This window comes from Butyricimonas sp. Marseille-P3923, from assembly GCF_900184685.1.
Taxonomy (GTDB): Bacteria; Bacteroidota; Bacteroidia; order Bacteroidales; family Marinifilaceae; genus Butyricimonas; species Butyricimonas muris.
On the sequence record NZ_FXXL01000005.1, the window covers coordinates 279,962 to 295,632 of the forward strand.

At 46.0% G+C, this 15,671-nt stretch carries 12 protein-coding genes; all 12 read right to left on the minus strand.

Translation table 11 applies throughout. The annotated features are described in order from the left end of the window. Positions 1-8: 8 nt before the first annotated feature. A complete protein-coding gene (locus CS948_RS04780; RefSeq protein WP_141560882.1) occupies positions 9-812 on the minus strand; it encodes a hypothetical protein in 804 nt (267 codons plus the stop codon). Positions 813-822: 10 nt separating this feature from the next. Further along, a complete protein-coding gene (locus CS948_RS04785; protein WP_255301858.1) occupies positions 823-1,464 on the minus strand; it encodes a hypothetical protein in 642 nt (213 codons plus the stop codon). Further along, entirely contained in the window at positions 1,452-3,053 is a 1,602-nt protein-coding gene (locus tag CS948_RS04790; protein WP_099290581.1) for a RagB/SusD family nutrient uptake outer membrane protein, read from the minus strand. Before CS948_RS04790 ends, CS948_RS04785 begins: the two co-directional genes overlap by 13 nt. A gap of 10 nt (positions 3,054-3,063) precedes the next feature. Next, positions 3,064-6,621 (minus strand): SusC/RagA family TonB-linked outer membrane protein, encoded by a 3,558-nt coding sequence (locus tag CS948_RS04795; protein ID WP_255301859.1) that lies wholly within the window; start codon positions 6,619-6,621, stop codon positions 3,064-3,066. Between the two features lie 75 nt (positions 6,622-6,696). Further along, the gene (locus tag CS948_RS04800; protein WP_176554920.1) at positions 6,697-7,884 is read right to left on the minus strand and encodes a FecR family protein; all 1,188 of its coding nucleotides are present in this window, start codon (positions 7,882-7,884) and stop codon (positions 6,697-6,699) included. Positions 7,885-7,966: 82 nt separating this feature from the next. Continuing rightward, complete coding sequence (locus CS948_RS04805; RefSeq protein WP_099290584.1) at positions 7,967-8,527, minus strand: RNA polymerase sigma-70 factor; 561 nt, start codon at positions 8,525-8,527, stop codon at positions 7,967-7,969. A gap of 562 nt (positions 8,528-9,089) precedes the next feature. Next, the gene (locus tag CS948_RS04810; protein ID WP_099290585.1) at positions 9,090-10,064 is read right to left on the minus strand and encodes a phosphatidylinositol-specific phospholipase C; all 975 of its coding nucleotides are present in this window, start codon (positions 10,062-10,064) and stop codon (positions 9,090-9,092) included. A 69-nt stretch (positions 10,065-10,133) separates the two neighbouring features. Beyond that, on the minus strand, positions 10,134-11,744 hold the full coding sequence (locus CS948_RS04815) for an ABC-F family ATP-binding cassette domain-containing protein (RefSeq protein ID WP_176554921.1): 1,611 nt from the start codon (positions 11,742-11,744) through the stop codon (positions 10,134-10,136). Positions 11,745-12,027: 283 nt separating this feature from the next. Further along, positions 12,028-12,804, minus strand: coding sequence for a Cof-type HAD-IIB family hydrolase (locus tag CS948_RS04820; RefSeq protein ID WP_099290586.1), 777 nt, complete (start codon positions 12,802-12,804; stop codon positions 12,028-12,030). A 105-nt stretch (positions 12,805-12,909) separates the two neighbouring features. Beyond that, entirely contained in the window at positions 12,910-13,323 is a 414-nt protein-coding gene (locus tag CS948_RS04825; RefSeq protein ID WP_099290587.1) for a DUF2721 domain-containing protein, read from the minus strand. Between the two features lie 4 nt (positions 13,324-13,327). Continuing rightward, positions 13,328-14,179, minus strand: a complete 852-nt coding sequence (locus CS948_RS04830) for a patatin family protein (RefSeq protein ID WP_176554947.1) — start codon at positions 14,177-14,179, stop codon at positions 13,328-13,330. Next, entirely contained in the window at positions 14,167-15,669 is a 1,503-nt protein-coding gene (gene zwf / locus CS948_RS04835; RefSeq protein ID WP_099290589.1) for a glucose-6-phosphate dehydrogenase, read from the minus strand. The genes CS948_RS04830 and zwf overlap by 13 nt, the downstream gene beginning before the upstream one ends. Positions 15,670-15,671 lie beyond the last annotated feature (2 nt).

The following is a 15,671-nucleotide window of genomic DNA, read 5'->3' on the forward strand; positions in this document are numbered from 1 at the left end:
CTTTGAATCTAATCTTTTAATATAAACTTGAACACATCCTGCAAGACAGCCGAATGCCCTTCATTCTCCACCCTCAAAGATACAAAATAATTACCCGCCGGAGAATCGACCTGCATACCCACGTAAATCCGACCGCCACCAACAACTTGCACGTGAGAGGCAAAATCCTCCGCGGCTTCCTCTCCCCGGTCACTACGAACGCTTTCCAAGTAATAGCGCATAGGCTCCGTTCCCAAAATCTGACCTATCGTTGCCGTGGTCCACGGGGTATTTTTATCAATCTGGTTTTGCAACTGCACAATCTGTTCTTCCATCGTGAAAGGGTCAGCCTGCCCCATGGACAAACATTCATCCTCAATCTGCTTTTTCAACAGTTTCACTTCATTCCTCAACTCATGGAGTTGAGGTACCAACTCGTCTTCCCAAAACATAGCCAATTCATACGCTTGCGCCTCTAATTCCGCTACTTTATCTTCATCCGGATTTAATGCTCCCGCTTCCATAGCGGCTTCCTCCATTAATGCATCTATTTGAAGCTGCAATTCTTCCAGCTCGGCTTCCATTTCCTCCAATTCGACATTCAACGCCTCCATTTGGTCAAACAGCCCTGCCAACTCCTCGTGGGAATACAAGGCATCCAATGCCGTTTTCAACCCTTCCATCTCCGAGGCTAAATTAGAAAAACGCACGATTTCCAACGAATCTTTCGAATACCGGGCATTAGCACAATCCAAATACCCGACAGTCACGTCATTACAAGCATACAAAAAGCCACATCCCCATAACACGAATGCATATAATAATTTCTTCATCACTTTCATTTTAATATATATCCGACACGTTAAAATCATATCCCAGTGCTTGCACTACACCATTGTTCGTCTGAATATCCGAAGAGAATATCAACGCCCGCGACACATTCGTTTCCTCCAGCTTGAAATTCAATCGCACGATACCCACGTCACTGGTATTCATATCCATATAAGGTTCTTGAGTAGTCCACAATATTACAGTTGTACCATCCAGCAAGCTATATTCCTTGCCTCCTGTCACCTCGCCTGTCTGGCTATCCCATGTTCCGCGAGGCACGTCTGCCACCATCACCCGTTCCGTGATAATCAACTTGCTTAAAATAGCATAACACTCATCCCAGTACAAACTATTCACCTGCTTGTATCCCATATCCAACAAATAGGTACGAATCGAATAGTTCGTCAATCCTAAGAAAGTAATTTGCTCGTGTTCCCCTTTCCCCTCGAACAACTCTCTCAACCCTGCACGCTCAATCATCACAATTGTAGAATCCCAATCCCGGGATTGGGTATGCAGGTATTCCCACATGGAACAATCGTGCACCCCGTTCGACACACCCCCGTCATCGTAATTCCACTTGGTACACGAAACCAATCCTACCATCACGATGCAAATCGCAATTTTCAATATATTATTCATTATTCTTGCCATTGCCAATAAGTATTTTGAGTCATTAACGTATTCTTTCTAAAAGCATTGGAATGCACTTTCGTGTAAAGAGCGCCATTCCGAACATCCTCGTCGGTCAGCGTACGATAGCCACCCAACAAATATTTCCGGAAATACCCGTTCCGGACAATATCAAAATAATATTGCCCCTCGCCGAACAACTCCCGGCGTCTTTCCAAGAACACCTCTTCACGCAAAGCCTCTTTGCTCGTGCTACCGGCATACCCTGCCAATCCCGCACGCTCACGCACGCGGTCCAAATCACTAACAGCCTCCTCCGTCATATCCAACTGCACCCGACACTCGGCACGTAATAAAATCAAATCCGCCAATCTCCAAAACACCCAATCGCAATCGGTCAAAATTACAGGCATACCTGCAATATCTTCTTTCATTTGCCGAATCATGTAACGCCACTTCGCAATATGAGCATAAGGAGAATACAAACTATCCTCTTTCGATTCCACTTCCGACTCCGACTCTGAGTCTGACTCTGACTCAGACTCAGACTTGGCATAATACTTCAACTCTCCCAATTTATACCAAAACTCCTTTCTTCTCAAATCATTTTCCTCCGGATAGATTTGTTCTACCGTGGTCACTTTTATTCTCGTATAACTGTTCTTATTATCATTCACCATGTTAGCAATCTCACTTTTATCTTCCGTGAGATAAGGATAAGAAATCAGGAAATGCCCCGGTGCTTCTTTATGAAGCGATTCGTAATTCCGGTCATAATCCAATGCATTGTTCGAAATAGCGTAAATAATCTCGTCACTCTTCCGGTTCTTGCCAAGCACGTTCTCTATCAACCCGTTCATACTCTCCAAATCGTAAACCCCGGCTTTTCCGTCCAACACCACAGAAGCGTACCGCTCTGCATCCTCCCAGTATTTCCGTTCCCCGGTCAAACCACCCATCCAAGCGCAAATATTAGCCAGCAAGGTATTTACCGTCCCTAAGCTGGCACATTGTTTCGTGGTTATCGCGGCACCTGTCGCACCTACCAACTTGTCATGCGTGGGCAAAACCAACGCGGCTTTAGCTTCCTTGAGCGCTTCCTGCAAAACCTCCAAAGCGGGACTTTTACCGATAGGGTCAATGGACTCCGAGTTCGGCGTGATAGGAGCATCCCCCCAAATCTGAGCCACCCGGAAATAAGCCAATGCCTTGGCAAAATGTATTTGCCCCAGCCAAAAATCCGCCCGTTCCTTCGACACATTTTCGAAGCGGTGTTGATTCTCAATCATCACGTTTGTCAAATAAATCACGTCATAGAAAGCCGTCCAACTCTGCGTGTTTGAAGTCCCCGTGTATTTAAGCACATCCAATTTGCGATACCCGTCCACATCAAACTGCACGTCGTCCGCGTCTATGGAAGAATAAAAATAAGGCTGCCTACCGAAACAAACATATTTCATCCGGCTTTGCACCATGTTATACAAAGCTTCCAACTCACTCTCGCTCTTGAAATAATTCACAAAAGTAACCGAATCCTCCGGCTCGACCGTCAACCAATCATTGCAAGAGAACAAGGGAATAAACAAAAAAAGTATCAATATCTTTTTCATGCTCTACATTTTAAAAATTAACAGTCAATCCGATTGTAAACTTCCGCGGCAAAGGATAAGAACGCATATTATCTTTCCCGGAAGTAATATCTATCAACTCGGGGTCAATACCGGAATAATTCGTCAACAGAAACAAATTCTCCGCCGTCACAAAAGCCCGGATTCCGCCTAAACCTATTTTTTTACAAACACCTTCACCCAAATTATATCCTAAAGTCAACTGCTTCAAACGCACAAAATGTACCGTTTCGATATCCTCGTCATATATTCCCGCGTACTGGTTTTCCAAGTACATATATTTCTGGGCTTTCGGGTAATTGGCTTTCGAACCGGCACCCGTCCACGGTTTCAAATCTTTAAGACTCACGAACAGCGGACCACTCTCCTCTCTCGGGGTCAAACAATAATCATCGTAAACAGCCACCGCGTGACGACCTATCGAATAGTTGAACATGATATTCAAATCGAGATTCTTCCAACGAAGTTCATTTATAAAACCACCATGCCCCTTCGGCAGAGGACTCGCGGCATAGTACCTGTCATCAAAATCAATCTTTCCATCCCCGTTCAAATCCTCGATACGGTGAGTCCCGGGGAAAAACACTGCGTACGTGTTCGCACCCGACCACAAAGGTTGTTTCTCGCCTTGAGCGTTATAAATAAAAGGCACTTCGTCCATGCTGTCATAAAAACCGGAAGTCTTGTATGCCAAAATTTGATTCAAGGGTTTACCTATCACCTGACTACCGTAATCATAACCGTCCGCACTCTTCTCGAAACGATTCCAGTTTCTCGAGAAATTAAATTTCATTCTCCACTTCACCGCGGTTTCACGCAAGATATCCGCTTCCAACTCGATTTCGATACCTTGATTAGATATCGCCATAGCGTTCTGCCACTGGAAAGTATGGAAATAAACATCTCCCGGCAAATCCCATCTCGTCAAACGACCCGTCGTGTACCTGTAATAGTAGTCGAGATTCATCTTCAAACGGTAATCCAAGAAACTCAAGTCCAAACCGACATCATACTGGTCGGTTTCCTCCCAACTCAATCTTCTATTAATCACCCCACCATTCTTGTTGGGAGCCATTCCCGAGTTACCCAAGAACATTCCGCTGGCAGAAAACACCCCTTGAGCCAGATAACGCTGACCGAACTTCTGACCGGAAGTACCCCAACTGGCACGAATTTTACCAAAACTCAGCCAGTAAAAACGTTTCATGAAATCTTCGTCCGTGAAAATCCACCCCACGGCAACCGAAGGGAAAGTCGCCCAACGCACCTTCTCCCCGAAAACGGAAGAACCATCCCGGCGAACCGTGGCTTCCACCATATATTTATCCCTAAAATTGTAAGTCAAGCGCCCGAAATAACTGCACATCCGCTCTTCCGAGAATCCTGATGAATAATTAAATGCCGAAGCATATGACTCCAACGTTTCACCCGGGGCAATTTGGTTGATTCCATCCGAGCCGCCCCAACCGTCTCCCACGTATTGAATTTTATCATTCGGACCATTTATTCCCTCCCCGACATTCGAAAAACTCTGGTCTTTCTGGAAAGACAATCCCAACATAACATCGAAATTATGCTTCTCCAAGTAATTAAAACTATAAGACAACAAATTCTCGTTCAAAATAGACAAATCCCGAGTAATCGTCCCTTTCGAAGTAGAAAAACGATAAGCCGCATTCGTGTTCGGGTCCAAGGTACTTGGTCTAAACACATTCTGGTTCTGCTGGTTATAATCGACACCAGCCGACACTTTCAAATGCAAATCACGAATCAACTCGTAATCAAGCACCATATTATAACGCAACGAATAACTTTGGTTCTTCTCGGAAGTCTGGTTCAAATTCTTCAACATGGCCTCTCCGAAAGCCCCGCTACCGGGCAACAAAGTGGGAGTTTCCGAAGGGTCGGAAGTAATCTCCTCGAACTTACCCGCTCCCGACCCGGCATTACTACCCCGGCTACGGTCGCTATACGTGAGTCCCAATTGAGAATCCAACCGTAACCGCTTCGCCGGCTGAGCGGATAAATTAGACAGAGCGGTAAAACGAGTAAAACCCGTGTTCGGCATGATACCTTCCTCGTCATAATACCCGGCACCCACCATATAACGCGTGGTTCCTGTTCCTCCCGATGCCTGCAAGTTAGCGTTAATCACCTTTGCTGTCTGATAATTCTGCCGATACCAATTCGTCGAGTTATTATAGAACGGGTTCAAACTATCTTGCAATATAATGGCATTCTGTGGGCCGTTGGCACCACCCCAGAACCAATCATAAACCGGACCATGGTCATAACGATTATTATACACCTCCTCGTAAGAAGTGGGCAACTTCCACTCCCCGCTCTCCGTCTTGTAAGGAGCAACCGTATTTATCAAGGCATTCAAATGATACATCCGCTCGTAACGTCCGCCCACCTGCTTCGGAGCCACGGGCAACCAAGAAGCGGAATAAGAAACGTTTGCCGTGAAACGGGCTTTACCGCTCTGCCCTTTCTTTGTGGTAATCAAAATCACACCGTTACCGGCACGCGAACCGTAAATAGCCGCAGACGCCGCATCTTTCAGCACCTCGACGGACTCAATCATCGAAGGGTCCAGATTCGACAACGCGTTGGCTCCCGTCACCGGAGAAGTAAACGACTGCATCGGGATTCCATCCACCACGTACAAAGGCGTGCCGTACGAACGGTCTTGCCCCTCCCCTTCAACAAACAAAGAGTTGTAACCGCGGATGGCAACCACGGTACCACCGCCACCGGGAGAACCGGAAATGTTATTAATCTCGACTCCCGCCATGTGTCCTTGAAGCAAATTTTCCAGACTATGCGTCGGCATCTCTTGCAAATCCTCCCCTTTCACCGAAGAAATAGCACTGATGACATTCCTCTTCCGCTGCGAACCGTAAGCAATCACTTGCACCTCGTCCAAACCCGATATATCCTCCTGCATCTTCACCGTCAACGGCTTCCCGTCCGTGTAAGCCACCCGCTGTGACTTGAAACCGATGAAAGAAAAACACAAATAACCTTTCTCCTTCGGCAAAGGCAACACGAATCCCCCGGCGGTATCCGTCACCGTTCCAATCCGGGTACTATCCAGCAAAACCGTCACCCCCGGCAAAGGTTGATTCTGGTTATCAAGCACCTTTCCCTTGATAAGATACGTCTTTTTCTTCTCCTCGTCCTTTGCCTTCTCCCTAAAAAGAATAATAGTCTTATCCAGAATCCGGTACCCGAATCCCGTACCCTTCAAACAGGCTTCCAGCACCTCCTCTATCGTGGCATCCTTCAAATCCAAAGAGATATTCGCAATCTTTTCTACCGCGACATCATCAAAGAAAAAGCTATACTCGGATTGAGCCCGAATATCGTTCATCACGCTCTTCAAAGAAGCGTCGGAACACGTCACGCTCAATCTTACCGTCTGCGAATAAGTGCGAGCAGACACCTGCATCACCCCTATAAAGGCCAAGATAAAAAATAACTTCATAATTCTCCACTCTTTTCGCCATCTACCATGATGATGGCAATTTTCAATTGTTTTTTTCATACATTTGTGTTGTTATAAAATAAAACCTAATAACAATCCCTAGACCTTTGGTGTTAGCGCACCAAAGGTCTAATTTTATCGCAATCGAATAGACACAGTCCGTTCGTTCACTTCAAATTCCACACGTTCATTCTTCTCGATAATATCGAGTATCGCACCGAAATCCTCGCTCTTGTTCAAATCCCCCGTGAAACGAATATCCTTCGCCCCCGGATGAACGTAAAACACATGCAAATCATACCAACGAGCCAAAACATGGAACAAATCCTCCAAACGGGCATCCTCGAAAACAAAACGCCCGTCTTTCCACGCGGAATACAAATACGTATCCACCGCGTGTTTCGACAACTCCCCCGACTCCTTATCCAAAGTTCCCTGTTCCCCGGGGTCCAGACGAATTTCCTGCTTTGATTTCTGGGATACCATGATAACCGACCCGCTTTCCAACGTGGTCGTAACACCATCCTCGTCGGGATAAGCCCTGAAATTAAACGAAGTCCCGAGCACCCTCACGTCTGCCTGAGCGGCTCTCACCACGAAAGGACGCTTCTCGTCCTTCTTCACGTCAAAATAAGCTTCCCCCTCCACGTACACGACTCTTTTATCCCCCACGAACTCCACCGGATAGCGAATCTCCGTTTCCGCGTTCAACCAAACGGTAGACCCGTCAGACAAGGTCAAGAAATACTCTCCCCCTCTCGGAATCCGAAGCGTGTTAAACAACACCTTCTTCTCCCTCTTCTCCTCTCCGTCATTACGATTCGTGTAAGATATATTATTCCCCTCCACGGTCACGTGTATATCCCCTTGCATTTTCAACGCGCTAAAATTACTATCGGACAAAACCACTTGCTCTCCCCCTGCCAACGTCAAGATAGCATTCTTTGAAACAGCCACCCCGGATTGGGCTACCGGACGCTCGCCCTTCTCGTGTCCCGCGCTGATATACAACCCAAGTGCCACCCCGAACAACAACACGAACACGGCAGCGTACCGTGCGAACCATTGCACCCTCCGGCGTCTTTGCGACCTCGCCCGGGAAGCCATAAACTTCTTGTAATCACCTTGCCAATCCACTTGCTCATACTCTGCGCTCTTTCTTTCCAACGCCCCGGCTGTCCTAAACTCCTCGTATTTCTCCCGGTTAACTGCCGAAACAGCCAACCACTCGTCCAACTCTCTCTGTTCATCGGCACTCAATGCCCCTTCCAACGAGCGGGCTATCACATCCGCCAACCGAAATATATCTTTTTCTTTTTTCATATCCAATTCTATCATTACATAAGCAATGACCCCCATTCATCAAAAAAGGGGGTATGAAACCGATAATTTTTTTCGAAAAAAATCAGATATAAAACAAAAAGGTCAGCCCTGCCGCGGGAACAACATGTTTCAAACGCTCGTAAAGCATCTTTTTACCCGCCTTCTTGTACGACTTCACAGTTTCCACCTGAAGCGACAGAATATCAGCAATCTCTTGATTGCTTTTATTCTCCAACACCAACAAAAACACTTTACGACACTGCTCGGGAAGCTCAGAAATCGCTTTCATCAAATGATGATACACTTCTTCCTCCAAAATACTATTCAAATAATACTCCTCGCTCCCGTGCAACACATCCTCTGCATACTTTTTCTTCACCTCTTCATGGCGAAGATACTTTAAACAACGATTTCTCGTCGCCTGATATAAATAAGCTTTCAGATTATCTATCGAAGCAAATTTCTCCTTCGCCTCAATCAAAACCGTGAAAACCTCCTGCACGATATCCTTACTCGCGTCCAAATCGTCCACGTAACCTTTCCCGAACAATACAAGCGGGGTGTAATACTGTTCGAACAACAACTTGATAGCGTTATCGTCATAACGCTGCAAAGCATTTATGGACAAATCCTCTCCCTCCACGGTTACCTAATTATTTTTTGAGAAGCTAAAAATACGTTCTATCCGCAAATCTCCAAAATTTTCCACACAATTTCTATCTATCAACGCATATTTATCCTGAAAAAAATCAAAACACCCCTAGAAAACCTATAAAGAGCATCAAGGGCACTTTCGCACACGCTCTCCCCTGGAGGTCATGCGCGAAAAAGCAAGAGTATACAATGTAAACAAATGGAATACAGACATGAAACAAATATTAAACCCATATCAATACCGCATTACTCCCGTATAAAACACAATAGATTCCCTGTAGGTTCGCTGTAGAAACGCTGTACATGTACAGCGTTTCTACAGCGAACCTACAGGGAATCTACAATATTTTTTGTACTATTAAACCGGAAGTGATACATTAGTAAACATGAATTAATGTATTACTGCGGTAGTTCCTCTCCGGAACTTTGGTTATACAAAACAAAAATTGCGCGAAATAGCCATTACGGTATCCCGTAAACCTAAATCGCACAATTTTAAAAGCGAGTCACCGCAGCATCATCGCTTTCCAAAGATTCGTGAGTTCGCCCTACTATTTTGAAACTTTAAAATTACTATTTATAACAGCCTGCACCAGTTGACGCCCTTCCGTTTTCCCGGCATAGTCCATTAGCACAAATCCGCATTTCCCTTTTCCTAAAGCCCCGATAGCATCCGCTACAGGTTGATTCACTTTATCGGCGAAAGCCTCCGGCGTGGCGGTAAGTCCTTTCGTAGCACTAACGAATGTTATATACCAATCCGTGTCGGCACTTGTCCGGGCTTGCCGTACATTCGCCATCACCGCGTCCACCTTCTTTTGAGAATCTTTCAACGCGTAGGATTCATACTCGTCCTCCACGACACATGTTGCCATTCTATCCCCGTTTCCCCAGATTTTCGTTTCAAAGGTTGCACTATTTTTCCATCCACCGGGAGCAAACTCACCCCCGACATATCTTTCTTTCCGCAAATTATAACGATGCAAGAACAAAATTTTCCCCCGACATTCCCCAAGCGTCAGGTTTGCCTTGAAATCCTCCACGACAAAGGGACGCATAGCATCACTATTCAGTACACGCCATACCTCATCAACATAAACCTCCGTGTTTTTGCAATTTTCATCTTTCAAACTTACAACCAGTGTTTCCGTCGGGTATTTCTCGAGATACCGGCGAAACACGGGTAACACGTCATTCTCGAAAGACAAGCCGAAAGATACTATGCCATGTTGAATTTCCAATCCCTCTTTCGCATCCTTCAACCGAATATCGAAACAGCGAACTCCCAACCCCAATTGTTCTTCCAAAGTTAAATCTTGAGCGTTAGCCATTCCTAAAATAGAACCTTTCGCCCCACTGTCATGCGTCCCGGGAATGGACAACATGCTCAACAAGCACTCGTCTTCAAGACTTCCCATCCAAGTATAAGTATCCAAAGATGATTCCGGAACTTGCTCAATCTTATCATCTTTACTCCCGGAACAACACACGCACAAATACAATATCCATAAAACACATGCTCTCATTTGCCAAATCCATTTTAATATCCACTCTCTATTACCAAACAATAATCGCAAATATAGGGAAATTAACTTTTAACACAAATCTCTCGAAGATAAATCAATACAACGTTCCACCCCTATCTCCTCCATAAAACGCTGATCGTGCGAAACGACAATCACGGTACCCCGGTAATCCCGAATCGTAGAAGTCATGATTTCAATATTCTGAATATCCAGATTATTCGTGGGTTCGTCCAACACGAACACATCGGGCGTGTTATTACTTATCATCAGACAACAAAAAATCAATCTCATCCGTTCACCTCCACTCAATTGCTCGCAAGGTTTATCCCATACCTCGGCAGGGAATAAAAAGCGATTAAGTCGCGTTTTCAATTCATGCTCCGGCAGATTGTTCACGTTGTAATATTCCGCCTGCCCGTAAACAGTAAGATTATCTCGTAGCATGGAATACTCTTGGTCAAGATAGACATACTTGAAATCTGCCCGTATCAGTTCGCCACTTGTCGGTTCCAACTTTCCCAACAGCATACGCAACAAGGTAGTTTTCCCCGAACCGTTTCGTCCGCTCAAAGCGATTCGTTCCCCGCTCTTAATTTGAAAATGAAGAGGATGCGCCCACAACATTTCCGTCGAGTATCCAAAATTAATATCCCGTGCCGTGAGCAAAATCTTTCCCTCGTGCAACACGGACGGGTTAAAGTTCACTTTCATCCGTCCCGGCTCAGGTAGTGCCGCACGACTTTCCGAAAGACTGTCGGCGATAGAGCCTATCTTCTCCGCGTGCACGTCCTTCAACTTGGACGAACTACTTTCCGCCCTGTTTTTCAACGTATTCATCATGATACGGGGAGTCCCTTTCCGCGAACTCAGTTTCTCACCCCGCGCCTCTCTCTTTTGCTGACGCTCTGCTGCCTCCCGTGCTATCTTCTTTGCCAGACGTAACTCTTTCTGTTTATCTTCAATACGTTCCTGCAAAGCATGAATATCAATCTCTTTCCGCTCTTGGTAAAAATCATAATTCCCACCATAAACAGTTACTCCTCTCCCGCTCAACTCCAACGTCTGGTGTAGCAAATTCAATAAAGTCCTGTCGTGACTCACTACCAAGACCGTGGCATTCCCCCGACAAATCGTTTCATACAACTTCTCCCTGCTCCAATGGTCTAAATGATTCGTCGGTTCATCCAGCAACACGACAGAAGGGGTATGGATATCAAGTCCGGCAAGGAAGACACGGGTTTTCTCCCCACCGCTCAACAACGCCATACACGTGGTTAGCTCCACGTGTTGCAACTCCCAACCGTCCAGCGCTGCCCGACACTTCTCCTCTATCTGCCAATCGTCACCAAGTTCCGAGAAATACCCTGCATCAACCTCACCTCTTAAAATAGCGTGCAGGGCGTTTATTTTTCTCTCCACCCGCAATGCACCCGCTACCGTCAGGGAATCATATTGTCCCAAGTGCTGCGGAATGTAATAAGATGCGGCATCACAGACAATCTCTCCCCCCGAAGGTTGTAGTTGTCCCGCTATAATCTTCAGAAGCGTGGACTTACCCGAACCGTTGTTTCCTACTAACGCCACTTTTTCTCCCGTGTCAACCGTGAAACTGATATTTTGAAACAACGGCTCTCTATCCGGGTGAATATAAGTTATTTGTTTTACTATTATATCACTCATAAATACAATGTTTAAAGGTAGTTTGTAAGGTTTATAAAGTTCATAAAGTCTGTAAAGTACGCATCCTTACAAGATACTTTATGAACTTTACAAACCTTATAAACTTTATAAACTCTTATAGATTAAGGGACATGATTCTAAATTAAAAGTCGGCACTCGATGACCCTCTGAATGGTCATACCGGCACATGAAACAATTGATAAAACCCGACTTAATTATTTAGACATCTTCATTGGTGTATTTTTTTAGTTTCCAAGCACAAAAGTAAGGATTTTATTCGGATTTACAACACCCCGAAATGACGTAAAGCATTTATCACACCATCCTCGTCCACGGAAGAGGTCACGTAATCGGCAATTTTCTTCACTTCATCCCCGGCATTTCCCATTGCCACGCCGATTCCCGCGTGCTGTAACATGGAAATATCATTCCCCCCGTCACCGAAAGCCATTGTTTCATCCAAAGCAATTCCAAAATGTTCCAGCATCTTGTCAATCCCGACACTTTTACTACTGCCCCGGGGAATAACATCGGTAAAAAGCGGGTTCCACCGAGTTGCCTCACAGTGGGGCATAGCCTCCATGATTGCTCTTTCCTGTTCTTTCGTGAAAAATGCAACCAATTGAAACGTTTCTCCCTTACTCGCTTCCCGCAAAGGAGCGACCGGGGGTTCCGAGAAATCCAGCATTCGAAAGATTTGATGGCTCTGTTCGTTATGGTAGTTCAAATACAGTGTATGCTCGTGAACAAAGATACAAGGAAACTCATTCTCCTTCTCCATGTATTGCACGAGCGAGGCAATATCCTCTTCGGGAATACTATGCTTGTAAATCACCTGCTCTTTCCCCGCGAGGCAATATCCCCCGTTCAAAGTAATATACCCGTCAAACACCAGCGAACCCAAGTTATTTATAGAAAGCAAATGTCTTCCGCTAGCGATAAAAACCAAAATGCCTTTCTCCCGCAAGGCAAGTATCGCTCTCTCCGCAGACTCCGGTATCCGGTGAGTTTCAAAACTCACTAAAGTCCCGTCAATATCAAAAAAAATTGCTTTTACCATCTCCTTATTATTTCGCCACAAAAGTAAAGAATAAATCGTACCGGAAAAATTGCTCTATATCAAAAAACATTTCCGACGACATTCCCCGTAAACATCAGGTAATTATCAGCGTGGATGTTCCTTTTCTTCCGGCAGTACATTATCCAACCTGTATTCCAACGCCTTCACGGAAATAAGTATCTCCTTCACGGATATTCCCAAAGAAATTACCAGCAGCAACAAAGCCAGCACGAAAGTATAAACCGCCACGGTCTGCAACCCGATATAGATAAAAAGGGTACATATCACGCAAAGCAGCAAACTCATTACCCCGTATATCTGCATCGACCTTGCCATATAAAGTCGCTTTTTCAGATTATCAATCTGCAATTTAGTCATCGCGTTCGGACGACTTTCATGTTCCCCTTTCAAATTCCGTATCACTTGGGCATAAGCCAGAAAACGGTTCGTGTACGCCAACATAATCAACGAAATGGCGGAAAATAATATCGAAGGGGTTGTCAACGTCAATTCTTCCATAACATCACAAATAACTGCTTAATACCTGTTTGGCACATTCATATCCTTGATTGTACAAATCCGTCAGTTTCAACACGTCCCGTTCTATCCGGTCGACCTCAAGCGGTCGCTCCGGTCGGATGATAATCACCTGTCCTTCCTCTTCCAGTTGCTCCACGTAGTCGAGGGTTTCATTATAATGCTTATTCTTCACCCTCAGGCTCTCCCGCAAAGCCGGGTAACGGCGGTACATAAACCACGGGATAGACTTATCGGTCACCTCTTTCCGGTAACCTTTATTACGTGTCAACACAACCACGTTCCGAGAAAAACCATCGGCAATCGCTCTACGGATGGGTATCGCGTCACTAATTCCCCCGTCGAGCATAGGCACCCCATCCACGTAAGATTTCGGGCACACGAAAGGCAAACTGCATGATGCCCGACAGATATTCAACAAACGTACCCTATCGTTCTTCTCCTCGAAATAATTCGCTTCGCCCGTCCGGCAATTACTCGTGACCATGACGAAACGCCCCGGTGAAGCAAAATAAGTGTCGTAATCGTAAGGAATAATACGAGTCGGGAAATCATTGAAAATCAAATCGAAATCCATGATACTCCGTTTCGTGAACAAATATTTCACCCCGATGTACCGGTACTTGTCCAACAAATCGATATTACAGATTTTCGCCCTCCCCCGTTGCCGGGAAGCATACGACAAACCGTTGCACGCCCCGGCTGAAACACCTATCGTGTAAGGGAAGTACATCCCGTTATCCATCAGCCAATCCAACACCCCGGCTGTGAAGACACCTCTCATGCCACCGCCTTCCAACACCAATCCCGTACGTTCATCTATCATCATAACCAACAAACATTTTTCTCTTCTTTCGACACGGGCGGCAACACGTCCCACATTCCGGTTAAATCAGGTCCCTCACTCCCTGCCGCATAACGCAACAAATCTTTCCCCGGATGTTCCCGCCAATAATTCTCGATAGGGTCAATAAAACGCCAGCTTGCCTCCAAAGCATCATTCCGGGTATAAAGCATGGAATCCCCCTGCATGGCATCCAGCAACAAGCGCTCGTAAGCCCCCGGCAAATAATTATTGCAAAGCGACGCGTACAGGAAATCCATACCCACCTGCTGCACCTTGAATCCGCCTCCCGGCATCTTCAACCCGAATTTCAGCATCACCCCCTCGTCCGGCGTCATCCGGATAATCAACTGGTTGCAGGACGTCCCTTGACATTGCCCCTCGAACAAGTTGTGCGGGGTAGATTTGAAATGGATTACCACGCCCGAACGTTTATCCTTCAAACGCTTTCCCGTGTAAATATAGAAAGGCACGTTACTCCATCGCCAATTATCAATAAATACTTTCAAGGCGACATACGTCTCCGTGTCCGAATCAAGGGCTACATCCTTCTCCTGCAGATATCCCGGCACGGTTTGCCCCTTCACTTCTCCCCCCTCGTACTGCGCCCGGATGACATTACGGGCAATATCTTCACCCGTCCATAGTCGCAGGGAACGCAATACTTTTGCCGTTTCGTCGCGTATCACCTCCGGTTCCATCGTCGCCGGTGATTCCATCGCCACGAATGCCAGCAACTGCATCAAGTGATTTTGCACCATATCCCGTAGCGCACCCGCCGTCTCGTAATATTTCCCCCGCTTCTCGATTCCAAGAGATTCCAAGGCGTATATCTCCACGTAATCAATATAATTCCGGTTCCACATCGACTCGAATATCTGGTTAGCGAACCGCAACACCAAAATATTCTGCACCGTTTCTTTCCCCAAGAAATGGTCGATTCGGTAAATCTCGTTCTCGCGAAATACTTCCAGCAAAGAATTATTCAACGTTCGGGCGGTTTCCAAGTTAATTCCGAAAGGTTTCTCCACCACGATACGATGCCAACCACCTTTTTCTTTCACCCGGAACAAACAACTCCGCCCTAAATATTTCGTTATCGCCTGTTGAGAAGTCGGCGGAGTCGCCAGATAATACACGACCTTCATGGGAATCGCGTTCTCCTCCATGAGAAACATCACCCGCTCTCCCAACTCGTCCGCCCCATTCTCCGGGTCGAACGGCTGGTAATACACTTTTCGCATGAAACTATCGACCTCCTCACCCTTCAAATTATTCTCCCCTTTCAACTCCTGCAGCATCACGCGTATAGACAAGCGGAACTCATCGTCACTCATCGGGGTTCGCGACGTCCCCAAAATAACAAAACGCTCCGGCAACATTTGTCGCACGTGGAGCTCATATAGCGATGGCATCAGCATACGTTTAGTCAAATCGCCCGATGCCCCGAAAATTACCAATACTTGATCCTCCGGTCTGTTCATAT